Raw genomic sequence first — 26,337 nt, 5'->3', positions numbered from 1 at the left:
TCACTACTCCCTTTCAAACACAAACGCACCAAAATCATCTCGATTTAATTTATAGAAACGAGAATCATTAGGAAAATGTATCAATAACTCATTCTCTTTCTCTCCAAATTTCATGATTTTCTCTACAAACTCTGTAAATTTAATTGCATCTTCTTCATCTTTTTTATTTGGACAATATCCCTGACAAACTTTTACTAATAAATTGTATAGTTGATAATCAATATCCAATTCAATAATATTTTTTATATCTCCATCATGATACGCTAACACAAGCGATGATTTAAACGAGTCTAGTACATCATTTTGATTAAATTTCAAATGATCGATTGATGGCTTTAAATTAAGTTGTTGGGCTAATCTATACTTATCACTTGGCTTATTAAGATAAATATATCCTTTTTTCGGACTTCCCTTCCATTTAAATAACGCCTCTTTTATTTCTTCATAAAAGACTTTAATTTCTTTTTTATTACCCGAATTGAAATCAAACAATTTGTTTACATATTTATGATACGTCTCATCCTCAATCTTTTGAGAGAAGTCTTCATTCGTTAAATATGTAATTCGAATAACAGCTTCTGAGAAACCAATGAATGATGGGCCATCTACTTTCTCTTCACTAATAAAAGGATTTAACCACCCTCTACCTTGATCAGATGTTACACAATGATTTAATATAGTATCCCATTCATTTAAAGTACTTAAATCAATAATAATTTGATCGATGTGTGAGGATCTTCTATGAACTGGGTCTAATTCATGTAAAGTCTTTAGGATAGGAGAACGCTCTTTACGTTTAAACATAAGATTAGGAACTGCTTGCTCTAACACTTCAAATTCTGAGAGAACTTCAATTACTTCTAATTTATCTGGAATAATAATGTCAGCTACAAAATTTAAAAATGCACGAGCAGATATAACTAATTTATATTTCACTAACGTTTGAATAATTAAATTCACAATTTGTCTTTGCACGTAAGGTTCCTGGATAAATTTATAATTCTCATGAACCATCGTTCGAATATTGTTTTTTGTATCCTCTTGATAAGCCAAATAAAAAGGATTTCCCTCTTCTTTATTAAATATTTTATTTAATAAAGTTAAAAAGAAAGTTGACTGTGGCCCTTTTTCTGTTAGTTCATACGAGTGATAATCACCGAAACTAATTAGGTCAAAATGATCTTCGCTATAACAAGTTGTGATGCTTGAAGAAAATAGACCACTGCCGTCAACAAATCTATTTAAAGCTTCATATGTATATTCTTCATGGTTTAACGTTATAAAATTGTGAAGAACTCCCATATTGATTGCTAAAATAACTTTTTTATTTGATTGCCCAATCGATTGATCGGAGAAATCTTGAAGTATTTCTTCTAAAGTCTCCATTGCATTTTTGTTAGGAGAAAAACTTTCTGTAGCATCATTAAAAATTTGATACCCTTCTAATAGTTCTGGTTTATTCTCTTTTAAATACGCTAATAAATGGGATTTCCCATCTCCAACACTACCACAAAGGAGAATTAAGCTAGAGGAATTAAGTTCCTTATTTTTCACCAAAATACGCTCTAGGTCAGTTTGAATCTTTCTCTCTACGTGCATATATTTTTTAAATTGGCTAAATGCATTTGCGTTTTCAATAGCCTCTTGTGATGAATCTTGTAACCTTTTTAGCTCTCTCAATAAATAACTTTCTCCCTCAGGAAGGTCTTTACAAAGGATGCTCTCTTCCGCTACGTCTTCAATAATAGGTTCTTCTTTTTTTATATTATCCTTATTAGTAGTACCTATTAGTTGCATGACTTGCGCTTTCACCATTTCTTGTATATCTGATTCATTGCTTTGTGTTGGTCTTGGATGCTCATATGCAGGTATTTTTAATTGTTCAGGTGAATATACTTCATATAACCAAACCGCAATATTATGCATGACTTTATGCAATTTAAAAGCTGCACTAATATCATTAAACGAGCCATCATGCGCTGCTTTATTACCGGTAAAACGAACTGTATCAAAGTCCCTCTGTACTTCCGCTGTTATATAACCTTCTTTTGCAAGATAAGAAATTTTATCATAAAGTGATGAAATATATGGCACCTTTATATCTTCTTGAGTGAATACCTCATTCAATATAGCCTCAGCAAATAACCTAGCCTTCACAATTGCACTTGCTGGGTCTTCATATATTAATTCTTCCATTTTTTTCGCATTAACCGCGGCAACTTGATTAATATGCTCTATAAAACTTAAAAAATATTTTTCTTCAGACATATTTACTATCCCTCACGCCATCTCATTAGTATTTTAATAATATTTTATCATATTCTTTTATAACCGTATGCGAATTACATAAAATATCCAAATATACAACCATACTCCCAGTTACTATATATATTTTATAAGAAATTTGTAAATACATATATAAATTTCAATATATATTCATAGTAACATTAAAACCGGTACTTATAACGTCACTTTTAATTTTAATTCGTATATCCAATCCATTCATTTAAAATGAGCCATACATCTCCAACAACTTCCTTCCCTCCTCTACAACCTCTTCCCTCAAGCCACCAGGCTCCAACACCCTAACTGAAGCACCCATCCCCAGAATCCACTTCTTAATCGACTCTTTCCCGCTCATCGTCGCCCGGAAAAGGATGCTACCATCATCATTATGTTCTATCTTTTGATTCTCTCCCCAAATGGATTCTGGTACGGATACAGCGAATGGTGGGTATATGAGTAACTCTACTTCTAATGGTTCTTTCATAATGCCGAATTTCGGAAATTCTTCTCGAATATCAAAATCAGCGGGTATTTTATATGTATCATACAAAGTTTTAATATCTTTCATTCGAGATAGTTTAAACATACTTTTTTCCTTTTTATCATTACATAGGGCTAGGCAATAAAAGAATTCGTTGTAGTGTACAAAGCCGTATGGATCGATAATTCGTTCTGATCTTTCACCAGACCGTTTCTCATACTGTATTTTCACCTTGCTTCTTGTAAATAACGCTTCTTGTAGTTGTACATATTTTTGGTTTTCATTCGAAAACACATAATTCGGCTTCGATCTTTGCACAAAATAAATATGACGATCTTTATTCGTTTCCACTTTCCGAACAGCATTTAATTTATCTAGCGCTACTTGTGCGTCCTTTGCATAAATGTCATTACCTTTTGAAACTAGTTTTTGAATAGAGAACGTTAACGCATCTAGCTCTTGTTGGGACATATTTTTAATAGGAAATAACGATGTATTTGAAAGGGAGTAGCCACCATATCTGCCTTTCGTTGTCTCAATTTTAATACCTGCCATTTCAATATCATCACGATAAATGCGGACCATCCGCTCTTTTACTTCTAATAACTCTGCCAATTCACTAATTCTCATTTTCCCTCTCGCATGCAGGAGCTCAATCATGTATAGGCAGTTACTTAATTTACTCATATAATTCCTCGTTTCTATTCATCCATCCTCATTCAAGTATAAAAGAATAGAATCATCTTTCAAGTTGTTTCTATATGCTTCCAAATCATCAATATATCACTCCAAAATGTTCAGTAGCACATCCATAACATACACCATCTCTATCAAGATGTTCCGGCAAAGTCTTTGTATTACAAAACTGACACTGCTGATATCTCCTTTTTCTAAAATCAGCCACCATACTAATACTCTCTTTCATTTCCACCGCTTTCTCATTGTCACTTAATTCTTCTAGATGTTCCCATAATAATATATGATGCGTAAACCGTGTCATATCTGGTGCGACTGGACAACTCCATACTAATCTATGAAACCCTATTTCTAATCCCATTTCTCCTGCACAAATAAACATGTTTGGATCAAAATCCAGCCCTCGAACTGCGAATTCGACATCCAATTCTTTCAACTCGCACAGCTCCAGTTGTTTTGATATAAATTGTTGTATTTGCGTTTTTGCTAATTTCATTAGTGATGAATCTCCTCTACATGTATTATTAATTTTGTATTTTAATAAAAAGTTGTAGCAATAATGACATTTCATAACTTGTTATCACAAAATTATAACTTGAAATCCAGTATTATTTACGTCACATATACCATTACTTACAAATAAACCACTAAAAAGGAATTAGTCACTAATTTTAACCATCTCCTCTCACAAATAATTTTCACTACATATAAAAGAAAAATCATACGCCATACCGTATGATTTACTAATTCCTATTATCCCCCACTAACTCCCCATACTCCTGACTACTCTGCTCAAGAAATATCATACTCTCCCCACTACCCTTATAATAAGAATTCCACCCTCTCTCCCTCAAAATCCCCTTCCAACTATCACTCTCCACCATCCTCTTAATCACACCATCCCAATAAGCAATCTCTTCCTCCGTCATATCTTTCGGGCCCATAATGCCTTTCCAGTGCTGGAAGATGACGTTGATTCCTTGTTCTTTCCAGGTTGGGATTTCTGGTAGGTGGTCTAGACGTTTTGGTGCGGATACGGCTAGTATTTTTATTTTGCCGGCTTTGTATTGTTTTTCGGCTTCTGATAGGGTCATGGTTGCGGCGCCTATTTGTTTGTTCGTTAGGGCGTTTATGATTTTTTCTTTATTTTCGTAGACGAAGAATTGTAGTTCGGCTGGGTTTATGCCGAATGCTTTGCTTACTTGTACGAAGGATAGGTGATCGTCGTTTCCTAGGCCGGGGGCAACTCCGATTTTGAAGTTTTTCTTGTTTTGTTTTAGTTGTTTCATTAGTTCGTTTGCGTTTTCTATGTTTGAGTCTTTTGATACGACAACAACTTCCCAGTCCGATGCTAATGTTGCGAGCGGGGTGAAGTCTTTATATGTTAGTCTACTGTGGCCTAGTAGGTTGTTCGTTATGAGTAAGCTTGAGTTAATCGCCAGTACGTGACCACCTTTTTGTTTCGTATATTTCCATCCGACATCACCGCTGCCACCTACTTTGTTTGTGACAGTGATTGGTTTTGTGAAGATTTTTTCTTCTGTTAGTGTTTTTTGCATCGCCCGTGCTGTTAAGTCCCATCCAGCTCCTTGAACGTTCGGCGCAACGATTTCTACTTTGTCGATGTTCACTTTATTCATATGGGATTTTTCCGAGGAACAACCTGCTATTACTCCTGTCATGATCCATATACATAGTAATAATCGTTTTTTCATAGTCCTCTTCCTATTCGGTACTTTCGTTCTGGTCGTCCGATAATGCCGTATGTGTACTCTACTGTGCATTCGCCGGTCGCTACTAAGTATTCTAAATATCTTCTTGCGGTTGTTCTGGAGGCACCCACTTGTTCTCCCATTTCTTCTATTGTAATGCCCTCTTCGAACCCTTTTATAATCCCCTTCACTTTTTGTAGTGTTAACGGATCCACACCTGTCGGTAAGTTTTTTATGTCTTGTGTTTGCGAAGTCCCGAAGAAATTATCGATGAGTGCTTGATTTACTTCATTGTTACTATGTAATAGTTGCTTTTTTCTTTTATAGTCTTCAATTGTGCGAACGAATTTTTCTAACGTGACCGGTTTTATAAGGTAGTTACTTACGCCGTTTCGAATTGCTTTTTCTAACATATGATTTTCATTTGCGGCAGTAACCATAATAACGTCAACGCTTGGAAAGTCGGCATGGATTTGTGGTAATAAGTCGGTTCCGATTCCATCTGGTAAGTAATTATCTAATAGAAGCAAATCGATTTCTTCCTTTTGTAATAGTTCCATCGTTTCTTTCGCGTTCAATGCTTTTCCAATCACTTTTACATCCTTTATTTTTAATAAAAATTCCTCTTGAATTTGTGCGACGCGGAAATCATCTTCTGCAATTGCAACCTTCAACATATGCCCATCCCCCTGTTTGTCATGTACTTTCTCTCAATGTTTTCGGAAGGTAAATTGTAAAAATCGCTCCCCCATTTTTTTCGTTTTGAATTTCAATTGTTCCCTCTAGTAGATCTACCATTTCTTTCACATTCGCTAATCCGTAACCACGATCATTCCCTTTCGTTGAAAATCCTTTTTGAAAAATGGTCGTAATTTTTTCTACCGGTATTCCTATCCCACTATCTATCACTTCAAATACAATATCGTGTCCAATATCCGTAACGAAGAAGGAAACACTCTTTTCCTCTCGTTCACTCACCGCATCAAATGCATTGTCGATTATGTTTCCAGGAATCGTAATAAGGTGCGAAACTTTTATATGGTCTGGTAACGGATGCAGCGCACTATCTCCTTCAATATGAAAATCGATTTTCTTCTCAGATGCTGTTCCGATTTTTCCTAATAAAATTGCTTGTACTTTTGCATCATGAATTTGATGGAATAAAATATGATTTTGACTTTGATGAATATTAGATTCTTGCTGAATAAATTCAATCGCTTCTTTGTAATGTCCTAACTGAAGTAATCCCGATAAGACGAACAGCTTATTTGTAAATTCATGTGTTTGAGCACGTAAGTCCTCGGAATACTTTTTTACCTCAGATATCGTATTAACAAGGTGTTGCAGTTCTGTTTTATCTCTAAAACTACATACAACTCCTACCGTATTATTATTTTCAAGTATCGGCGTCCTATTTAAAATAAACACTTTATCTTGAAACGCGATTTCTTGATTGTTTTCTAGCACTCTCTCCATATTAAATTCCGGTAAAACCTTTGAAATGTGTTGCTGCATATATTCATCATTTACATGCAGCATTTCTTCTGCCGACGTGTTCATCATCGTAATAAAACCGTTTTGATCAATGGCGATAATCCCTTCTTTTATAGATAGTAGTATCGCGCTTCGTTCCCGGTATAGCGCTGCGATTTCATTCGGCTCTAAACCGAGTGTATCTTTCCGAATGCTACGTGCTAAAAGAATGCCGCCAATAATTCCGACTACTAATACAGCTAAGGAAAAGAGTATAATTTCTTTCGTCCTACTCAATATGTTAGATTCAATGCCTTTTATTAAAAACTCTACTGTCACAACGCCTACTACTTGATCGTAATCTCCGTTATGAACAATAATGGGTGCTTTCGCCATTAAAGCTGGACCGCTTGTACCATTTCCTTCGAGCGTATAATAACCACCAAAAGTGAGTGCTTCATAGTTATATGGATTGTTACTCTTTGTGCCAATTAACTCCGAATTAGAATGGGAATACGTCACCCCAAAGCGATCTTCTATAATGACAGTATCTGCACCAGCTTGCTCACGAACTTGTTCCGCAATGGATTGAATCGTATTTTTATGCTCGTTATTTTGAAAAGCATCTTTTATAGCTGGCATAAAAGAAAGCGACTTGGCTGTTTGTAGTGCTAGCTGCTCCACTTGGCGCTTCGTATCAACGGACTGAATGTAAACAAATATTTCTGCTAATAGGAGAACAACAAATAAAATTAACGTAATAATTAAGCTTACTATTTTCGTTTGCAATGACACTTTGCGTGATTTCTTCATACTTCATATCCTTTGATAAAATATTCTAAACTATCAATCTCCTTTTTCTATTATTATGACAAAACGAATAAGGAAGCAACTATTAAAACTCTCCATGTACATAAAGTACAAAAAGAATAAAATCGTCATAATATTGAGATTTTATTCTACAGACAGTACAATTCAACTATAATGAACACGCTTTCATGATTATCATTTTATTTATAAGCAAGAGGAGGAATTATTATGGCTCAAGCAAAATCTAATCGAGTCGCCGGCAATATTTTCAAAGGTTCTGTCGGCAATTTAATTGAATGGTACGACTGGTACGTTTATTCTGCTTTCGCTGTTTACTTTTCAGCAGAGTTCTTTCCTAAAGGAGATCCAACAAGCCAGTTACTGAACACTGCGGCTATTTTCGCAGTTGGGTTTTTAATGCGCCCTATCGGAAGTTTATTAATGGGACGCTATGCAGATCGGCACGGACGCCGGGCAGCATTAACACTTTCGATTACGGTTATGGCCGGTGGTTCTTTAATTATCGCCTGTACACCTAGTTACGAAAGTATCGGTATTATGGCACCAATTATTTTAGTTCTTGCCCGTTTACTACAAGGATTATCACTTGGCGGAGAGTACGGAACTTCTGCCACATATTTATCTGAAATGGCTAGTAGTGGTCGCCGCGGCTTTTATTCAAGTTTCCAATATGTAACGCTCGTTGCTGGGCAAATGGTTGCGTTAGGCGTTCAAATTGTTCTTCAGCAATTGCTAAGCGAACCCGATATGAAAGCTTGGGGCTGGCGCATTCCGTTCATTATTGGAGCGATGGGCGCAGTAGCTGTATTATGGCTTCGCCGCACGATGGATGAATCGGAGCAGTTCGCAAACATAAAATCACAAAAACGCGAAAGTGCAGGAACTGTTCGCGCTCTTATGAAACACCCGAAAGCAGTATTAACAGTAGTCGGCCTAACATTAGGAGGCACTGTCGCATTCTATACGTACACAACATATTTACAAAAGTTCATGGTAAACACAGTCGGTCTTCCGAAAGAAGTTGTAAGCTGGATTAACTTTGTCGCACTACTTATTTTCGTCGTACTTCAACCAATTGCAGGACTACTATCCGATAAAATTGGAAGACGCCCACTATTAATGGCATTCGGTATTCTCGGAACATTACTAACAGCACCAATCTTCTTCTTTATGGAAAAAACGACAGAACCAATCGTAGCATTCTTACTCATGATGGTCGGTCTCATCATCGTTACTGGTTACACTTCTATTAACGCAATTGTAAAAGCAGAACTCTTCCCGACCGAAATTCGCGCACTAGGCGTAGGTTTACCATATGCACTAACAGTTGCGATATTCGGCGGAACAGCTGAGTTCATCGCATTATGGCTAAAGAGTATCGGAATGGAATCACTATTCTACTTCTACGTAGCCGGATGTATCGCGATAAGCTTTATTACGTATTGGCGTATGGCTGAGTCATCGAAGACTTCGCAGATTGAGGCGGAGCTTGGTGGTGGGGATAATTTAGTTAATAATAAATCTAGTTAAAATTATGTATTCTATGTTCTTCGTTTACCTGAACTCGATGAATCTCTTTCTTGGCAGGGTAAAGATGTTGTTGGTGCTTTAGAGGTAAAATTAGGATTTACCATTGATGTAAAGGTAACTGTGAATGGAGCACCACAATACAAAGTACATAACAGCAAGGATAAAAGATACTATGTATCAGCAATTGAAGCCTATTTGTATGTAAAGTAAGAGGTATAAAAGGGCATCCACTTAAATGATACTTTTTAATTTAAATCAACAAAAGAGACCGCAAATGTTAGGTCTCTTTTGTTGATCATTCTCCATATGTAACTTTCTCTTCACTTACTCCAAGCTAGATAACATGGTTCATTGAAACATTCAATCTTAAAGAAGGCTTGTTCTTCAAAAAATTCATTTCTTGCCCTCAGAATCTAGCAAAGTAGCTATTCAATAAATTTTTTCTCTGAATCCAAAAATTTATAAAACCTATTTAACAAATCTTCCTTCGTAGTTGGGGTATCTTGGGGCATATAAGTAATAAAACATGTCATATCTTCAGGATAATCATGTCTATCATAAAACTCTGCAATTCTATTTAATAGTTCATCCTCATCAGTAATCTTTTCTTTTAACTTAGATAAGTAAACGAATCTGAGTTTACTTATCTCATTCTGTAATTCTTCACTACTTTCTTCTAGATTAGGAAAGTGGAAATCTTTAATTTCAAACAAAATTTTATCTAAATCACTAGAATCTATTCCCCAAGCTAGTTCATTAACAAAAGCTTCATCATCACCGGCTTCCATTAGTTCTACCGCATAATCAGAAATGACATTCGGTTCGAAATATTTTTTATTTACACCGGTATAAATAGTTTTCCAATCATACTTAAGACCTTTGTTCTTAATATCTATTAAATCCATATAATTCTCCTTTTACTTTTTTGGAACTTGATTTGGTTTCCCTGTAACAGTACCATTTTCAATAAATCTTCTATGACTTACATTTCCATTTGGTTCAACAATCCACTCAAAGACGCCTTTTTTACCACCATTGCTTCCTTCTATTTGGAAGAATCTTCTACTAATGCGATCTCCTCCCACTTGAACCATCTTAATTTTATTGTGTTGTTATTATATAAGAAAAGAAGACATCACTTAAGATGTCTTCTTTTCTTGTACACTTGGTGTTAAGAAGGTATTTATTGCTTAAAAACCATAAAAAAATATAACAATCATCGAGTAAACCTATTATAGCATCAATAAATAGAGTTTTTATATGCATTTTTACATATATATAGATTTATTTATGTTTTATCTATATAGTTAAATTGTCTGTTTCTTGTTTTAATTCGTTTGTTTATTTTGAGTGCTCCAGCAATGGAGCCTTTTTTTATGCAATAAAACATTTTCTTAGCATTACTTAGTTGATCTATATTAACTTTACCCTCTTAAATTATATCTATATTTTACCAAACAATTATATAGATAACCAGTTTTTTCTAATAATCTAGTGGATTGATAATTTTAATGGTAGTTATTAATACTTACAGGAAAATTCAGTATGCAATGGAAATTGAGAAATCAAGAATTATAAAAAACTTATAGTATCTTTTGTAAAAGTATATTTATAATTTGTATATTAATATGTTATAATTTAATTTCTAAAACTACCAAAAAAGGACTGCCAGTAATGGTGGTCTTTTTTAAATTGGTAAGATTGTACTAGGTTGAGCAAAAAAATGGAACCGAAAAAGTTATTTCTAATGAGGATAGCCTTCTTATGATGAAGTTTCATTCAGTGTATCTGCAAGCAAACATAAAAGAAGGAAAAAATTACGATTTTACTTTACGTGGATATAGAGTACCTATACTTTCATGGTTTCCAAATTTAGATGGTGCCGAACCACAAAATTAGCACTATTCTTTAATAAAAAATCCTACTCATTTTTTAATGAGTAGGATTTTTTATTAAAGAGCTATTTCGTATTAATTTGTGCCATCATTTAATATGCTATTTTTAAATGATTTCCAAATTTGATGACTAATTATCTAAATTTCTAAACTCTATACAGCACTATCAATTAAACAATTATTAAATATATCTTCTATCTAAAACATCGTATTATCATTAGCTGCTTCACTTGGAATCTCTTGAATTACATCCCAGTGTTCGACAATCTTTCCATCCTTGATACGAAATATATCCACTATAGCAACTCCCTTATCTTGAGAATTAGTACGAGAATGTACATGAAGAGCAACTGTATCCCCTTCAGCTACTACACGTTTAATCTCTGCAGAGGAATTAGGATTTTTAACAAAATCCTCCTTAAAGAAATCCATGAAGGCTTTTCGTCCATCAGCAACAAAAGGATTATGTTGCTTATAATCTTCGCTAACATATTTAGGGATAATATCGATATTATGTTTGTTAAAAACTTCATTATAGAAATCAACTACCATCTTTTTATTCTTTTCATTTTCTTTTACTTCTTTTGATACAGAAGCGACATTCTCGCTCTTAATTGAGTTCCCTTTATTATTACCGGTGGAAGCTTGATATACCAAAGTCGAAACTACTCCTAAAATAAATACAGAAATAATTGTTATGATTAAACTTTTCTCTAATTTCATATATACCTACCTCTTCTACTTAAATAAGTTTTCTTCTATAAAAAGCTTGAAGAAGGAGAAACCTTCCTCAAAATGTAATGTCAGGGGTAATGTTAGGAATTTCATTTATCCTAACTTCCCCCTATACAAGGCATATTAGAAACGATTAATTCTAACTTAATACCTCATTAACAGTTGCACTGTCCACAATTTGAATAAACTTCTTAACCTTATCGTTCTCATCAAGCTTATAAAGGTGACAAAAATCTGCTACAAATGACTTCCCTGTAGCTTTATATGTTCCACTATATTTTCCATACACGATAACAGTATCGTTATTAAAAGTATAAATTTCATCTTTAGCACTATAGTCATCCCATTCCGTGCCAAGACGTTCATGTACGTTTTTCACTACTTCATCTGGACCTATATAAGTACCTGCATATGGAAACCCAGCAGCTTCTGTCCAAGATACATTTTCACTTAAATACGCTTTGAACGCATCCAATTTCCCTTCGCCAGTTAACACATACGTTTCATGTAATAGTTTTTGATATTTATGCATATCATTAACCCCAAGGTATTTCTTTTGTTACAACTTTTGCACTTAATTCTAATACACCTTTATTTGCATAGCCTGGATATGCTGCTTCAAGTTTTGCCACAAAATCTTTTGAAGTTCCACTTTCCTCAGAAGCTTGAACCGCCGTTCTTAGATAATCCATTGTCGCAGTAAGTGCTTGATTATTTAGGGATTTTTCGATTGATCCATGGCTAGGCACAATTATGTCAGCATGTAACGCTTGTAATACTTTCAAGTTCTCAATCCATGCCTCCATAGCCGCTTTTGAGTTAGTATCCGCTAAGAATACATGTATTTCGTTAAATACATCAATACCACCAATTAATACTTTTAGTTCTTTATTAAATAGGCTAGTTCTGTAATGATCTAAGCCTACTAGTTCAAATGTTAACCCCTGAAAATCAATCGCTTTTTCTTTAAACACTTGAGGTAATACCACGTTACTTGGTGCATTTTCTCCAAGGGCGTCTTTCCAAACTTTTAATTTCCCTAAGACAGAATGAACGATATGTTCAACAGTAGACTCTGTTGCATACGCTATAGCTTCTGGGTAAACGGCTTTAATGCTCTCTAATCCAAAGTAGTAGTCTGGATCCCCATGAATAATAAAGATTTTATCTAGAGATAAGTTGTTTTTTTTCAGATACTCAACAATTTCTTTCGAATCAGATTGAGTAAATTTTGAGTTTATTAAAAATGCATGTCCTGCTTTCTCAACTAATGTTGCTGTGACCATAAAGCTTTTTTCGTCCGAAATAAACACCGTTAATTTCACATCTTTTTGATTTGTATCGATTGTTTTAAACATAGTATGTTATTCTCCTTTTGTTAAAGTTATTAACTAATTATCATATTTTTATCTTGTTCCGATAAAATCTCCCACTCCCATTTATCTGAAAGTGTAATAGTACTGGCGAATATTCCGGAGATCAACGTCAGGTGGTCTAAGATAACATGTTTGCTACTGTATCCTAAATTTTCTTAATATAAATTTTTAAAACGCGCTTCAATTTTATCCGGTGTCATTACGCCACCACCAATAGGAATAATTTGATTATCCTTTTGTAAAAGTAATGAAGGATAGCTATTAACACCAAGCTGTCGAACTTTATTGAAATCATTTTGGACATCTATTATTGTTTCTTGAGCGTTTAAACGTTCTAATACTTGTTCAGGGTCCAAACCATGCTCGATTGCAATCTTGCGATATGTTTCAGGATCACTCAGACTTTGGCCCTCATAATAAAACGCTTTTTGCATAGCCGAAGTGAATTCTAATAAACGGTCTGGCGCTAATGAGCGTAAAGCTGAAAAACCAATTGCAGCATCTTTCGAATTCATTTTAAAAGTCCCTTCCTCCACCAATTTTTGATAGGAAGGACCAAATTCAGCACCTGTAAGTTGATTAATTCTTTTATTTCCTTCTTCTATATATGAGAAGTTTTTCATTGGTAAATTATCTAAAAATAACCCTCCACATAAAACCGTTAATGGCACTTCAGTGTGGTTTTTGTAAAATCCTTTAATACTTTCTGAAAAACCATAGCACCATCCACAATATGCATCCCATACGTAAATAAGGTTATCTTGTTTCGTCTCCATTTAAATCTCCTACCTTTTTTTTATTATCCAGCTCAACTAAATTTTTGGTTTATATAAGTACATCTTTTTATACTTTGTTCTTTTTTAGCTACCTTACTATATTTCCCCAAAACTAATATTTCCAAAGAAAGATCCACCAAGGTTTTTAACAAAAGATAACATTGCACCTTATTGCCCCGTAACAGAAAATACTAAAGCTTGGAGTATGCATTGATTTGAATGTGTTAGTAACTTTCTACACCGGGTGGCAACGTATGGACCACCATCCTTAATTAAATATATAAATCATATTTTTAGCAGATATTAGTTGTAACTAAATTAATTACATATTTATGTAACCATTTTAGTTACAACTAATATAGAAGTCAATTCTTTTTTTTGAAAACATTAAATTTCTACATTATAACGAAATTCTGTGTTAACTTGTAAAAAAAAGAGGAGCCATCTCCTCTTCATAAATAAACACTATTTAATTTGTTCCTTATACTCATGGTTAACAACTACATACCACTTTCCTGTATCAAATTTTTCTTTATTAATCACGTAAACTTTACTTTCTCTCATTACCTCCCCTGGTTTTAATCCCTTAGTAATACTAGAGGTCTCGCCTTTTTCAACCGCATAACTACTAGCTGCCAACACATCACTTTGGTAAGCATTATCATTTTCATCCACTAAATCCACTGATGGTAAAACGGCTAATTTCATCGGTTCGTTTGTGATATTTTTCCCTTCTGCTTCTACAACAATAAAGACATGTCCATCTTCAGGTTTTTGGAATCCTATACTCTCTTTACCCACCTTATCTCTTTCTACAACTCTTTTTACAGTTACATCAAATTTAGGTGTATGAAAATCCTTGTTTACAGCATACTCTTTTTCTTTTATTTTTGATTTCTCTTTTGTTTGTTCTGTATTTTTCTGCTTTGTATTCTCTTTCGTTTTCGTCTCATCAGTCGTTTGCACTTTCTTTTCTTCTTGTTTAGAATTGGTTTCTTTAGATTCTGAAGAAGTTTTGTCGGATGTATTGCCACAACCAGATAAATTGAATACTAAAGCGCCACCTAAAATACATGTAGTAAATTTTTTCAACATCTCTTTTTATCCCCCAATAACACGATATGTAAATTCCTTACTTATCATAACAAAAAATATGATCTTAAATTGTTGCATCTTGTCGAATGATTAAGAATAATCAAGTTACTCCACATCCTCTTTTATTATAAAGGTAAATATAACGTCTATAAAACCTGCTATAATAGGTTTTTACACCCTTAGCATACAATTTTTTACTTTCGGTAATGTGCCCCCCATTTGAAGGATAATTGAAATATTAAGACCAACTGATAGAGGTGTTTGCGTGGAATTATTTGAGTATTATAAAAAAAGGGGGAAGTTGAAGTGTTTAATTGGAACTGGGCTTTTTCTTTATGGATTAATTGGTATGTATAATACTTGGGGTAATATTAATTGGGGACCAGTAATCTTAATTATTATAGCTTCTCTTGTATTTTTTAGTATTGGATTTTGGCAATTAAGAAAAGGAAATTTACTAGAAAAAAATATAGTTAAAAATGATTTAACATTTTGGGATATTGATACTTATGTTTTGTTAGAATTACCCAGCAATAATAAACATTTAGGTTTATATACTCCTGATGGAAGATATGTAGCAGGAACAAAGATGATTTCTTCAACATTACCTATTGTAAAAAACAAAAAAGTTTTTGGATTAGAAGCAAGTGATGGAGAAATTCTTGCATATTTTCATAGTGAAGTTGAAAATTATGATTGGGCTATTTATGATTCGAATTATAATTGTGTAGGTATGTTTAAAGAAAATATGATACAAGGATTTGGAATGGTACGTGGTTCTTTGATGAATGAAAAAGAGATAAAAATTTCTGAGATAGAAGTGGAATTTGATTTTTTCGAAACGTCTTTTCGTACAATGGATGATCGTATATTAATAAACTGCAAGAGGGGATATATGCCTTTAGAATGGAGTGAAAGATTTGGCTTAAATGTACCGATTATTAAATTAGGTAATAATATTTCTAATGCTGAGAAAATATTTGGTTTAGGTATTCTTCTTTATATTTTAGAAACAATTAAAGTAAGAAAAAGTAGGATTTTTAATGATTAGAATTAATTATTTATATTATGAAATTTATTGAATCTTTTATTAGAGATTACATCGCCGAAAGTGAAATATTGTATATTTTAGAATTACTTTACGTTTACTTTTTAAAATTGATGAGCATTTGTTATGCCAGAACCAACTGGAAATGGAAACGGCAAGCGAGTATACTCCGCTTGCCGTTTTTTCATAGCTTCGTATGTATTTGAATCCCTTTCGCTTTCTCTTCTTCACCCTTCACGCGTACAATTAAATCATATGACCTGGGTTTTGGCGCTTCAAAAGAAATCAAACCTTCTTTTTGAGAAGTGACTTCTTCTTCATAAATGACCTTATCATCTTTTGTGACTTGCAATAAAATCGTACCTTCTTCAACTGCTGCCTCATAAGGAATTTCCACATTTCCTTTTTCAGCTTTAAGCGTTTGTAAATCGTAATACCCCTGCAAAGAAAAAAGCACCAGGTCCCCCCGATGCTTCCCCCACTCTAAAACAAATGACAAGCCACCTGATGCCCCTTCGCAATCTCAACCATCTTCGGTACTTCTTGGGCACATTTTTCAGTAGCAAATTTGCAGCGCGTTCTGAATTTGCAGCCGGATGGTGTGTTTAGTGGGCTCGGTACTTCTCCCTCTAGGATAATCCGTTCTTTGCCAATGTTTGTTGGATCTGGTTCTGGCATAGATGAGAGTAGTGCTTGTGTGTATGGATGTGCCGGTTTTGTGTATAGGTCTTCACTGTCGGCAATTTCTACTATGTTTCCTAAGTACATGACTCCGATGCGGTCTGATATGTGCCTTACCATCGATAGGTCATGTGCGATGAATAAGTATGTGACTCCTGTTTCTTCTTGGATGTCTTGCAGCATGTTTACGACTTGTGCTTGGACTGAGACATCGAGTGCTGAGATTGGTTCGTCACATAGGATAAAGTCTGGTTTTACAGATAGTGCGCGCGCGATGCTAATGCGCTGGCGCTGGCCCCCGCTAAATTCGTGCGGGTAGCGATATAAATGTTCTTCTTTTAAGCCTACCTTTTTGAGCAGGTCTAATATGATTTCTTTTTGTTCTTCTTTTTCGTAAGAACCGTGAATGTTCATCGGTTCGCTAATAATTTGGAATACATTCATTGCCGGGTTTAATGATGCGTATGGATCTTGGAAAATGATTTGCATTCGTTTTCGATATTCTTTTAGTTCACTTTCCTTTAAACTTGCGATGTCTTTTCCGTCGAATAAAACGTTACCTGAAGTGACATCGTGTAAACGAATGATGCTTCTTCCTGTCGTTGACTTTCCGCAGCCAGATTCTCCTACTAATCCGAATGTTTCACCCTTTTTAATTGTGAAACTTAAGTCATCGACTGCTTTTAATTGCTCCGTTTTTCTGCCGAATAGTCCCTTTTTAATAGGAAAGTATTTTTTTAAGTTCCGAATTTCAATTAAGTTTTCTTCATGCATGTGATTCACCTACTGTCTTATCGTTTAACCAGCACATGGAACGTCTTTCGTTTCCAATTTCAAAATATGGCGGACGTTCTTTTTCACAAATGTCCATCGCATGCGGGCAACGCTCTGCGAATGGGCAACCTTGTGGCGGGTTTAATAAGTTTGGCGTTACACCTTGAATTGGCGCGAGTCTCTCTTTTACGCCGTTCGATATTTTCGGCAGAGAGTTTAATAACCCTTTCGTATATGGATGATTCGGCGATTGGAAAATATCAAGTACAGGTCCTTCTTCCATAATAAGTCCGCCATACATAACGATAACGCGTGTACAGTTTTGTGCGACTATTCCTAAGTCATGCGTAATAAGAAGTAACGCCATGTTCGTTTCGTTTTTTAAGTTTTTCATTAAATCTAGTATTTGTGCTTGTATCGTTACATCAAGTGCTGTCGTCGGTTCGTCCGCAATGAGAAGGTCAGGGTTACAAGACATCGCCATTGCGATCATAACTCGCTGCTTCATACCTCCGCTTAGTTCATGCGGATATTGTTTCACCCTTTCTTCTGGTGAAGAAAGACCGACTTGTTTTAACAAGTTGACCGCGATTTGCTCTGCTTCTTTCTTTTTCACTTTTTGATGACGTATAATTACTTCCATCATTTGTTTCCCAATTTTCACGACCGGATTTAGCGCTGACATTGGGTCTTGAGAGATAAGTGAAATTTGATTTCCTCTAATAGAACGTAATTCTTTCTCAGATTTAGAAAGGATATTTTCATTATGAAAAAGAATTTCCCCTTCTTTCACTTTCCCTGGTGATGTAACGAGAGACATAACAGACTTCGCCATCACACTCTTTCCGCTTCCAGACTCCCCAACGATACCAACTACTTCTCCTTTATTTAAACGAAATGTAACGCCGCGAACTGCTTCTACTTCTCCGCTTTCTATGAAAAAAGAAGTCTTTAAATTCTTCACTTCTAATAGTTTTTCAGACACGCTTCTCACTCCTTTCACGTAACACTTTAGTTTTCATTTCCAGCTCCTTTTGGCGCGAAAGCTTTCTTCAATGCTTCACCAATTACGTTAAAACTAAGTACCGTTAAAAGGATAAGGAATCCTGGGAAGAGTGTTAAATACCAAGCTTCGCCAATATATCCTTGCGCATTGTTTAGCATGCTACCCCAAGAAGAATCTGGCTCTCTAATACCTAAACCTAAAAAGCTAAGTGATGATTCCATTAAAATCGATGTCGCAATTGTTAATGTCGCAGCGATAATAATGGTTGATAAAATGTTAGGAATGATATGTCTTACAATAATTGTGAGTGATTTCTGTCCTGATACTTTTGCGTATAAAACGTACTCACGCTCTTTTACAGATAACGTTTCTGCCCTTACAATACGGGCGGTGTCCATCCATGTTAGTAATCCGATAATAAGAACTAACGTCGTAATTCCTGGTTTTAAATACGCATTTAATAGTAGCATTAAAAAGAATGATGGAATTGACATAAGTACTTCAACAATTCGCATTAAGAAGTTGTCTAACTTTCCACCAAAATATCCGCTAATTGTTCCGACTGCGGTTCCGATTGTAATGGAAACAACCATCGCAAGGAAACCGACCGCAAGTGAAACTCTTCCGCCATATAATGCCCTCGTTAAGTAATCCCTTCCGTAATCATCCGTTCCGAAAGGATGACTCATACTCGGTTCTTGTAAACGATCTGGAATCGACATTTTACTAGGATCGTACGGTGATACGAATGCGAATATCGATGCAATTGTTAAAACCGCAAGTATAATAACTCCTATTAGTACAAACTTATTTTTCGTAAAACTACTTTTTAACGTTTGAAATCTCCTATTATTCATTCCAAATCACCCCCTCATTCGAATGCGCGGATCTACTACGCCATATAAAATATCAGCAATTAAATTACCGAGAATTAACATGAACGATGATAACAATGTGATTGCCATAATAATTGGATAATCAAATCTAAAAATAGCATTCACCCCGAGCGAACCAAGTCCCGGCCATGAGAAAACTGTTTCCGTAATGAACGCTCCGCCTACTAAACTTGGAATGGATAATCCGAAAATTGTAATGATCGGTATTAATACGTTTCGAAGTACGTGATTAAATAAAACGGTTTTCTTCGAAGCACCGTACGCATATTGAATTTGTACGTAATCTTCCTCTAATTGCTGGATTGTACTTGAGCGAATATATCTCATATAAACAGAGACGTTTTGGAACGCTAGCACCATGCAAGGTAAAATACCATGCTGGACAATATCCCAGACGGAATCTTGACCGACTGTACGCATACCCATACTCGGAAGAAGGTTCAACTTTAAAGAGAATAAGTAGATTAATAGTAAAGCGAACCAAAAGACTGGCATGGAAATTCCCACATAAGAGATAAAGTTTACAATGCGATCAAAAATAGAATTCTTTTTCACACCTGTAAGTAGTCCTAGTGGTATTGCGATTACAAATGAGACGAGTAAAGACGATCCCATTAAGCCGATTGTCGCAGGTAACCGTTCCACAATAAGGTCTAAAACAGGACGATGGTTTTGAAGTGAATAACCAAAGTTCCCTGTTAAAATATTTTTTAGCCATAAAATATACTGCATATAAATGGGTTGATCGAGTCCTAAACTTGTGCGAATACGCTCGACATCAATTGGACTCATATTCGGCGTAACAAAGTTTCGTACGGGATCTCCCGGTGCTAGTTTTATTAATAAAAAAGAAATAATAGAAATAACAAATAAAAGCGGAATTGCATTTAACAGCCTCTTCGCAATTACTTTATACACAAACTTCCCCCCTCAAGGTAAAGTGAAACTTTCATTAGCCTACATCAATTAGGCTTTAACTTGATAAAGAAGCTGATTTCCACCAGCTTCTTTACAGTTTCTTATTTCACTTCATAAATCTTAGATAAATCTTCAAACATTGTGACAGGAATTGCTTTTGCTTCTTTCAATCCATCAAACTTTTTATCTACTGCAATAACTGCTTTCGGATACGCAATTGGTAGATAAGGTACGTCTTCTCTAGCTGTTTCTTGAATTTTATGGTATAGCTCTGCACGTTTTGTTTTATCCGTTTCAACTGCAGCTTCTTCCCATAACTTATCGAAATCAGCGTTTTTATATCGTGCATAATTGTATTCAGCATTACTTAAGAATAAGCTCTTATATGAATCTGGCTCAGGTCCCATTATGTAACCACCAAATGTAATGTCATATTCTTTATTCTCTTTATCTAAGCCTTTTTCACTTGCCGCACTAGCATCTAATGCATTTAGTTCAACTTCTAAGCCAACTTCTTTTAATTTTTGTTGTGTATAAAGCGCTAAGCTTTCCATGATTTTATTATTCGTTACATACATCACACGTACTTTTTCTTTATCTTTCACGCCAGCTTTTGCTAATAAATCTTTCGCTTCTTTTTTATCATACTTATAGTCTTTAATATCTTTCGCATAATACATAGCGTCTGGCGTTAAGATTGAATTTGCTGGTTCTGCAAATTCACCCGAAACGAATGCTGAGTTAATCATTTCTTTTTTATCTAACGCATGCGCAATTGCTTGGCGCACTTCTTTTTTCTTCATCAAATCTGTATTCATGTTATAAGATAAGTAGAATAATCTACCTTCAGGGAATGTCACCATTGAGAAGTTCCCAGTACTATCTAGTTTTTTAAAGTCTTGCGGCTCAATCATTTTCATGTTGATTTGACCATTTTGCAGTGAAACATTTGCTGTATTACGGTCTTTTACAACGCGGTATACGATAGAGTCTAATTTAGCTTTCCCACCTACATAATCATCAAATCGATCTAATGCAACATACTCATCTGATTTATACTCTTTAAACTTAAACGGCCCTGATCCTACAGGCTGTAAGTTTTTCTTACTCTTCGCTAAATCTGCTTCCCCTTCAAATACATGTTTCGGAATTGGGAAGAAATCATTCATTACACCTTCGAAAGATGCGCTTACTTGTGGTAAAACGAATTGAGTTGTTAACTCATCTACCTTTTTCACCTCAAGCGGCTTTCCTTTAAAAATAAAGTTTTCACGACTTGAGCTATTTTGCTTCTCATCCAAAATAGATTGGAATGTAAATGCTATATCGTCTGATGTAATTTTCTTACCATCATGCCATTTCAAATTATCTTTTAATTTCAATGTCCACGTTAATTGATCTTCTGAAGGCGTAAAGCTCTCAGCAAGAACAAACTTTTTCTTACCGTCTTCCATATGATATAGCGGCGCATATAAAGCCTGCTGCACAGTTAATGACACACGATCATTCGCATAAAGCGGATTCATCGTATCTGGATTATCGCTAACACCAATCGTTAACGTTCCTCCATCTTTCGGAGTCCCTGATTTACTAGTGCCCGCTTGCTTCGAAGAATCTTTTTCCCCAGAACAAGCCGCTAATGCAATAAGTAGTATTAGAACAAATGGTAATGCAAATAACTTCTGTTTCATCTTTCGGCCCCCTCAAACTAGTTATACCCATAAGAAAACTCGGAATTAATCCCGAGTTTTCTTATAAGTTTTAAATTACCACTACCTGTATGTAAAGTCAAACTTTTTTGTAAATGTGGAAAGTTTGAAATCTACTAATACATTCTTGCCATAAAATATATTTATAAGGAGGATTAAAAAAGAAGACCACGAATAGGTTACCTCGTAAAATGAGTTAAAAAACTAGTAGCTTACAAAAAAACTCTAAAATGATTGTTATATATGACCGAAAATGTAGAATGGGATTAAAGACAAAAAACACATTTAGGAGGTTATCATGACGTTTAATGAACTGAAAATAAACAAACCAACAACCCAATGGATTGAGAATGATGAAGATGGAGAGTTTTTCACTGAAGAAAATATAAGTGCAACAAATAAAGTTCTTGATACTTACATAAATAATTTAGAGCAATTGGGAGAAAATCCAACTGAAATCGAAATAATGCATGTTGTTAAAGAGATTGTTCTTAACATAAATGAATTAAATGACGAACATGACTATTTTATTGAAACAATGGAAAGAGAAGATCTCTATGAATTTATCGATACAGCAGCACGAATAGCTGGCTTAGAATCCGAGGAAGATATAACAGAAGAATGGCGAGAATGGTAAAAAGTTGCCCCTCTAATAATTAGAGGGGCAACTTTTTTCATATACCAATTGAATGAATGATTTGATGTCCGCACAGAATTCATACATTGCAACATAATATTAAAAGGATTCAATTATAAATACTAGCACACCCACATCAACAAAAAAGACCACCAAAAGGCAGTCTCAAAACTCAATCTTATTCCCTACTCCTTGCTCCACCGCTTTCTCATACAAATACTTCGCAACGATAATATCCACTACCGCCAAACCAACTGATTTGAAAATAGTAATCTCTTCATTATTTTCGCGTCCAGCTTTTTCTTTGCTTATAATTTGACCAAGTTCAGCGTGAATGGCGTTTGCTTTGAATAGACCTTCTTTTATCGGAACTTGAAGGTCTCCTGTTTCGTCTAGTGCTGCTTCTTTTGATTCAACTACTACTTTGTTTGCTTTAGCTATGGCATGTGAGGGTAGTTCTTGCATGCTCGGTCTGAATGAGCCGACGGCGTTTACGTGGACGCCTTTTTGTAGTGTTTCTGAGAAGACTGGTGTGGATGCATTCGTAGTTGTGACGATGATGTCTGCTTCGCTTATTGCTTCATTCGCATTGGTGTGAACATATGCAGGTTTGTTGAATCTCTCTTGTATATACTCCGCAAATGCATACGCCTTTTCTTCTGTTCGATTGTATAAAATGACTTTTTCGATAGCTCTTACCGCAAATACAGCTTCAGCAATTCCTTTCGCTTGTTCACCCGTGCCAATAATGCATAAAGTTTTTGCGTTATGACGAGCTAAATATTTTGTCGCTACTCCTGATAGGGCGCCTGTTCGGATCATCGTTAAGTACGATCCTTCTAAAAGTGCGAGCGGTTCTCCCGTTTGAAAGTCTGATAGCATCACAATCCCGTTGATCGTTTTCTTTCCTATCTGTTTATTTTGCGGGACTACCGTTACTATTTTTACTCCAAGCGCCTCAAGCCCTTCCGCTACTGAAGGCATAATTAATGCCGTATTTTGCTCGTTCGCAAATGGTAATGAGCCCCTTATTGGTGTAATCGTTCTTTCTGCGGAAAATTCTTTTAAAGCAAGCGCCGCGTATTCAATAACTTCATTCATATTTACTAAGTTTCTTTGTTCGTTCGCGCTTATGACTAGCATATCTTTCCACCCCCTCCTCTTATCCTAACAAAAATCCTCGATTCAAATCATCTCTCGGGTCTACAACGAACTGATGAAATCCTGTAATAAAGGCATTCCCCGTTACTTTCGGAACGACAGCTTCATATGTATCTACTGCGGTTACCGACAATACTTCCCCCTCGAATTTCCCGTCAGTAATGCATTCATGGACGAAAATTTCTCCCTTTTGTAAAGCATCTTTTCCAAAAAGAGTTGCGATTCTTGCGGAAGTTCCTGTACCGCAAGGAGAACGATCTACTTGCCCATCAGCAAAGATTGTTACATTTCGTAAAGTTGCGTCTTCTCCTTTCGGTTCATCTGAGAAAATAACGCCGTATATCCCTTTTAATCCTTCTTCAAGTGGATGCTTCACTTCCATTTTGCTCTCGATGTAGTGCTTAATTTTACCGCCCCACGCTTGAATAGCAGATAAATCCTTGAAATCAACTTTCAAACCAAATTCTTTACAGTCTACTACCGCATAAAAAGCTCCGCCAAACGCGATATCTACTTGAAATTCATAGTCATCTATTTTAATAGGAACGTCTTTTTTGTATACAAATGAAGGAACATTTTCAAATGATACAGATTCTACTTCACTCCCGTTATATGTTGCATACGCAATGACTTCCCCAGCTGGGCTATCAATAATGAACTTTTGTTTTTCCCCCTTTACTTCAAACATGCCTGTTTCAATTCCAACTGTAATAACAGCGATAATACCGTGACCACACATCGTACTCCAGCCTTCATTGTGCATAAATAATACGCCAAAATCAGCGTGAGCACTTGCTGGCGGTGTAATGATACAACCGTACATTCCGTGATGCCCTCTCGGTTCATACATCAGAACTTCACGAAGATGGTCCAAATGTTTTATGCAGTACGCGCGTCTTTCCAGCTGCGTTTCCCCTTTTATTTCTGGCACTCTGCCCGTAATAATTCGAAGTGGTTCCCCAGCTACGTGTGCATCAATCGTTGTATATATTTTACTAACCTTCATTTCGATCTCTCCCCTATATGTTGATACTATTTCCAACGCAAGTATCATGCCAAAGCGTATAGCATTACTTTTTTCAAATCCCCTCAGTAATGTGTATTCTTTTTTCAACAAATTCATATACAACTGTCTACTTTTTTATACACGGCTTGGACGTTACGTTATAAAACACCTCGATAACTTTGCAATTTCACTGGTATACACATGCAAAATTCCTTTTATCATTATTATTTTCAATGTAAAGTTACTTCGCTCCCAAACATATACTGTTCAAAAGCAAAAAGGAAGTGATCCCATGTATTACGGAACAAAGGGCTGGTACGTAGCTGAACTAAAAAAATTAGGCGTACGCTATCATGAAGGACGAAAACTAGAAAGTTACCGCGGGCACATCTTGCGCAATTTACTACTTGCACAACAAGAGAAATTAAAAGAACAGTAACATTCTAATGTAACGATATCGGCGATTCGACATGCAATATCGACTTACCGACAAATTTCGCTAATTCATCTACCTAAACCACCAACCAATTACACATCAATACAAACAAAAAAGGTCACCCAAACGGGTGACCTTTCTTTCTTATTCACAAACAAGAATCTGTCTAGTAAATGATCCTTTTCTTGTAATACAGCGATCTGTAATTTCGAATCCTGCTTCATGGATCATGTCGTCCATTGTTTCCATCGTGACAACGACTACTTTTTTCGCGATGCGGCGTGCACTTGAGAGAATTGATAGTTGATCTTCTGGTGTGGCATGCGTAAATAAGTCGTACGGCATATCGATAATAGCAACGTCGTAGTTCTCAGTAATTTCCTCGATCGACCCTTTTGTTACTGTTCCTTCAAATCCGAAATGTGCGATGTTTTTTCTCGTTCCAAGAACTACAAGTGGATTTATATCTCTACCAACGATGTTAATCCCCATAGAAAGTGCTTCTACTACTACTGTTCCAATACCGCAGCACGGGTCAATTGCTCGTACTCCCTCTGGATTTGGTACAGCGATATTTGCAACTGATCTCGCAACACGTGTGCTAAGAGATGTCGAATAACTATGCGGTTTTTTTATGTGATGATACCAAACTGGTTCGCTTTCTACATAGTGCCCGAAGTACCAGCGTCCTCCAAGAGGAACAATCCCGAATACACGCTCTGGATTACGAACATCCGCTTCTCCTTCAATATGCATGCCGAGGTCTCTTTCAATAAGACGTCTTTCTCCATATTCAATTTTATTCTCTCCAACGAGGTCATTAATTTTAACGAAGATGACTTTGAACGTCGCTCCCGCCAAATCAATTTGTTCCACTTGTTTTAAAATGCTTTCTAAGTCGTCCCCTTCATACATAACTTCAATTCGCTCTTTAATAAACGCACTTCTACTCGGGTCAATTTTGACATCACTTTTTAAAATATTAACGTGGGACTCCATTCCAAAGAACGAGCGCATTTCCAAGTAACATAAAGCACGCTCCTCCTCACGAAATGCATACGTATATATACAGGCAGGTGTTTTACTATGATTATTCAATCTATTATCATCCTCTATCGTTTAAAATTGTTATGATTACAATTACTCAAATACTTTTCTTTTGTATATAAAATTAAATGA

26 protein-coding genes and 2 pseudogenes are annotated in these 26,337 nt (G+C 35.5%); 6 read left to right on the top strand and 22 right to left on the bottom strand.

The features are described from left to right. Positions 1-3: 3 nt before the first annotated feature. The 6 genes from dptF to DN407_RS04700 all read right to left on the bottom strand — a co-directional run bounded on the left by dptF (position 4) and on the right by DN407_RS04700 (position 7,461). Complete coding sequence (gene dptF, locus DN407_RS04725) at positions 4-2,268, bottom strand: DNA phosphorothioation-dependent restriction protein DptF (RefSeq protein ID WP_065704741.1); 2,265 nt, start codon at positions 2,266-2,268, stop codon at positions 4-6. 238 nt (positions 2,269-2,506) lie between these two features. Next, positions 2,507-3,454, bottom strand: a complete 948-nt coding sequence (locus DN407_RS04720) for a helix-turn-helix transcriptional regulator (RefSeq protein WP_149216055.1) — start codon at positions 3,452-3,454, stop codon at positions 2,507-2,509. A gap of 88 nt (positions 3,455-3,542) precedes the next feature. Then, entirely contained in the window at positions 3,543-3,959 is a 417-nt protein-coding gene (locus DN407_RS04715; RefSeq protein ID WP_149216054.1) for a hypothetical protein, read from the bottom strand. A gap of 247 nt (positions 3,960-4,206) precedes the next feature. Next, on the bottom strand, positions 4,207-5,178 hold the full coding sequence (locus DN407_RS04710) for a tripartite tricarboxylate transporter substrate binding protein (protein WP_149216053.1): 972 nt from the start codon (positions 5,176-5,178) through the stop codon (positions 4,207-4,209). After that, positions 5,175-5,852, bottom strand: coding sequence for a response regulator (locus DN407_RS04705; protein WP_149216052.1), 678 nt, complete (start codon positions 5,850-5,852; stop codon positions 5,175-5,177). The genes DN407_RS04710 and DN407_RS04705 overlap by 4 nt, the downstream gene beginning before the upstream one ends. A gap of 19 nt (positions 5,853-5,871) precedes the next feature. Beyond that, positions 5,872-7,461, bottom strand: a complete 1,590-nt coding sequence (locus tag DN407_RS04700) for an ATP-binding protein (RefSeq protein ID WP_149216051.1) — start codon at positions 7,459-7,461, stop codon at positions 5,872-5,874. A 225-nt stretch (positions 7,462-7,686) separates the two neighbouring features. On the opposite strand from DN407_RS04700, the gene DN407_RS04695 reads away from it, so the two are divergent. Further along, positions 7,687-9,009, top strand: coding sequence for an MFS transporter (locus tag DN407_RS04695; RefSeq protein WP_065704752.1), 1,323 nt, complete (start codon positions 7,687-7,689; stop codon positions 9,007-9,009). A 39-nt stretch (positions 9,010-9,048) separates the two neighbouring features. Beyond that, a pseudogene (locus tag DN407_RS32715) lies at positions 9,049-9,219 on the top strand (N-acetylmuramoyl-L-alanine amidase); the annotation flags it as partial. Between the two features lie 215 nt (positions 9,220-9,434). Here DN407_RS32715 and DN407_RS04685 read toward each other — a convergent pair. Next, on the bottom strand, positions 9,435-9,914 hold the full coding sequence (locus DN407_RS04685) for a DUF2247 family protein (RefSeq protein WP_149216050.1): 480 nt from the start codon (positions 9,912-9,914) through the stop codon (positions 9,435-9,437). A 12-nt stretch (positions 9,915-9,926) separates the two neighbouring features. Next, positions 9,927-10,094 (bottom strand): hypothetical protein, encoded by a 168-nt coding sequence (locus tag DN407_RS31500; protein WP_227599644.1) that lies wholly within the window; start codon positions 10,092-10,094, stop codon positions 9,927-9,929. A gap of 679 nt (positions 10,095-10,773) precedes the next feature. On the opposite strand from DN407_RS31500, the gene DN407_RS32035 reads away from it, so the two are divergent. Beyond that, complete coding sequence (locus DN407_RS32035) at positions 10,774-10,908, top strand: hypothetical protein (protein WP_255446483.1); 135 nt, start codon at positions 10,774-10,776, stop codon at positions 10,906-10,908. 194 nt (positions 10,909-11,102) lie between these two features. On the opposite strand, the gene DN407_RS04680 is transcribed toward DN407_RS32035, so the two are convergent. From DN407_RS04680 to DN407_RS04660, 5 genes are all read right to left on the bottom strand, one after another. Continuing rightward, positions 11,103-11,627, bottom strand: a complete 525-nt coding sequence (locus DN407_RS04680; protein WP_000764214.1) for a nuclear transport factor 2 family protein — start codon at positions 11,625-11,627, stop codon at positions 11,103-11,105. 151 nt (positions 11,628-11,778) lie between these two features. Continuing rightward, positions 11,779-12,171, bottom strand: coding sequence for a nuclear transport factor 2 family protein (locus tag DN407_RS04675; RefSeq protein ID WP_149216049.1), 393 nt, complete (start codon positions 12,169-12,171; stop codon positions 11,779-11,781). 4 nt (positions 12,172-12,175) lie between these two features. After that, positions 12,176-12,997 carry an MBL fold metallo-hydrolase gene (locus tag DN407_RS04670; RefSeq protein WP_149216048.1) on the bottom strand — a complete coding sequence of 274 codons (822 nt, stop codon included), beginning with the start codon at positions 12,995-12,997 and terminating at the stop codon, positions 12,176-12,178. Positions 12,998-13,170: 173 nt separating this feature from the next. Further along, the gene (locus DN407_RS04665) at positions 13,171-13,791 is read right to left on the bottom strand and encodes a DsbA family protein (RefSeq protein WP_000448622.1); all 621 of its coding nucleotides are present in this window, start codon (positions 13,789-13,791) and stop codon (positions 13,171-13,173) included. Positions 13,792-14,256: 465 nt separating this feature from the next. Next, positions 14,257-14,886 (bottom strand): hypothetical protein, encoded by a 630-nt coding sequence (locus tag DN407_RS04660; protein WP_065704758.1) that lies wholly within the window; start codon positions 14,884-14,886, stop codon positions 14,257-14,259. Positions 14,887-15,151: 265 nt separating this feature from the next. Here DN407_RS04660 and DN407_RS04655 point away from each other — a divergent pair, with 265 nt between their 5' ends. Next, positions 15,152-15,937 carry an ABC transporter ATP-binding protein gene (locus DN407_RS04655; protein ID WP_065704760.1) on the top strand — a complete coding sequence of 262 codons (786 nt, stop codon included), beginning with the start codon at positions 15,152-15,154 and terminating at the stop codon, positions 15,935-15,937. Between the two features lie 181 nt (positions 15,938-16,118). Here DN407_RS04655 and DN407_RS04650 read toward each other — a convergent pair. From DN407_RS04650 to DN407_RS04625, 6 genes and pseudogenes are all read right to left on the bottom strand, one after another. Beyond that, positions 16,119-16,394 (bottom strand): annotated as a pseudogene (locus DN407_RS04650) (BA_1872 family lipoprotein); the annotation flags it as partial. Positions 16,395-16,417: 23 nt separating this feature from the next. Beyond that, entirely contained in the window at positions 16,418-17,389 is a 972-nt protein-coding gene (locus tag DN407_RS04645; RefSeq protein ID WP_139894327.1) for an ABC transporter ATP-binding protein, read from the bottom strand. Then, positions 17,382-18,374, bottom strand: a complete 993-nt coding sequence (locus tag DN407_RS04640) for an ABC transporter ATP-binding protein (protein WP_061113389.1) — start codon at positions 18,372-18,374, stop codon at positions 17,382-17,384. The genes DN407_RS04645 and DN407_RS04640 overlap by 8 nt, the downstream gene beginning before the upstream one ends. A gap of 26 nt (positions 18,375-18,400) precedes the next feature. Next, entirely contained in the window at positions 18,401-19,252 is an 852-nt protein-coding gene (locus DN407_RS04635; RefSeq protein WP_001065317.1) for an ABC transporter permease, read from the bottom strand. A gap of 6 nt (positions 19,253-19,258) precedes the next feature. Continuing rightward, positions 19,259-20,209 (bottom strand): ABC transporter permease, encoded by a 951-nt coding sequence (locus DN407_RS04630; protein ID WP_098098320.1) that lies wholly within the window; start codon positions 20,207-20,209, stop codon positions 19,259-19,261. Positions 20,210-20,310: 101 nt separating this feature from the next. Continuing rightward, a complete protein-coding gene (locus DN407_RS04625; protein ID WP_000810663.1) occupies positions 20,311-21,900 on the bottom strand; it encodes an ABC transporter substrate-binding protein in 1,590 nt (529 codons plus the stop codon). 316 nt (positions 21,901-22,216) lie between these two features. On the opposite strand from DN407_RS04625, the gene DN407_RS04620 reads away from it, so the two are divergent. Beyond that, complete coding sequence (locus tag DN407_RS04620) at positions 22,217-22,555, top strand: hypothetical protein (protein ID WP_149216047.1); 339 nt, start codon at positions 22,217-22,219, stop codon at positions 22,553-22,555. Positions 22,556-22,720: 165 nt separating this feature from the next. Here DN407_RS04620 and DN407_RS04615 read toward each other — a convergent pair whose 3' ends face one another. Beyond that, on the bottom strand, positions 22,721-23,698 hold the full coding sequence (locus tag DN407_RS04615; protein WP_044584179.1) for an ornithine cyclodeaminase family protein: 978 nt from the start codon (positions 23,696-23,698) through the stop codon (positions 22,721-22,723). Positions 23,699-23,717: 19 nt separating this feature from the next. Beyond that, the gene (locus DN407_RS04610; RefSeq protein WP_149216046.1) at positions 23,718-24,722 is read right to left on the bottom strand and encodes a proline racemase family protein; all 1,005 of its coding nucleotides are present in this window, start codon (positions 24,720-24,722) and stop codon (positions 23,718-23,720) included. 208 nt (positions 24,723-24,930) lie between these two features. Between DN407_RS04610 and DN407_RS04605 the strand changes: the two genes are divergently transcribed. Continuing rightward, positions 24,931-25,161, top strand: coding sequence for a YflJ family protein (locus tag DN407_RS04605; RefSeq protein WP_100240272.1), 231 nt, complete (start codon positions 24,931-24,933; stop codon positions 25,159-25,161). A 141-nt stretch (positions 25,162-25,302) separates the two neighbouring features. Here the strand turns inward: DN407_RS04605 and DN407_RS04600 are convergent, their stop codons facing one another. Then, positions 25,303-26,256 carry a TRM11 family SAM-dependent methyltransferase gene (locus DN407_RS04600; protein ID WP_149216045.1) on the bottom strand — a complete coding sequence of 318 codons (954 nt, stop codon included), beginning with the start codon at positions 26,254-26,256 and terminating at the stop codon, positions 25,303-25,305. Positions 26,257-26,337: the final 81 nt, after the last annotated feature.

Origin of the sequence: Bacillus sp. JAS24-2 (assembly GCF_008274905.1) — a bacterium.
Classification (GTDB): domain Bacteria; phylum Bacillota; class Bacilli; order Bacillales; family Bacillaceae_G; genus Bacillus_A; species Bacillus_A cereus.
This window is presented reverse-complemented; position numbering and strand designations above follow the sequence as displayed.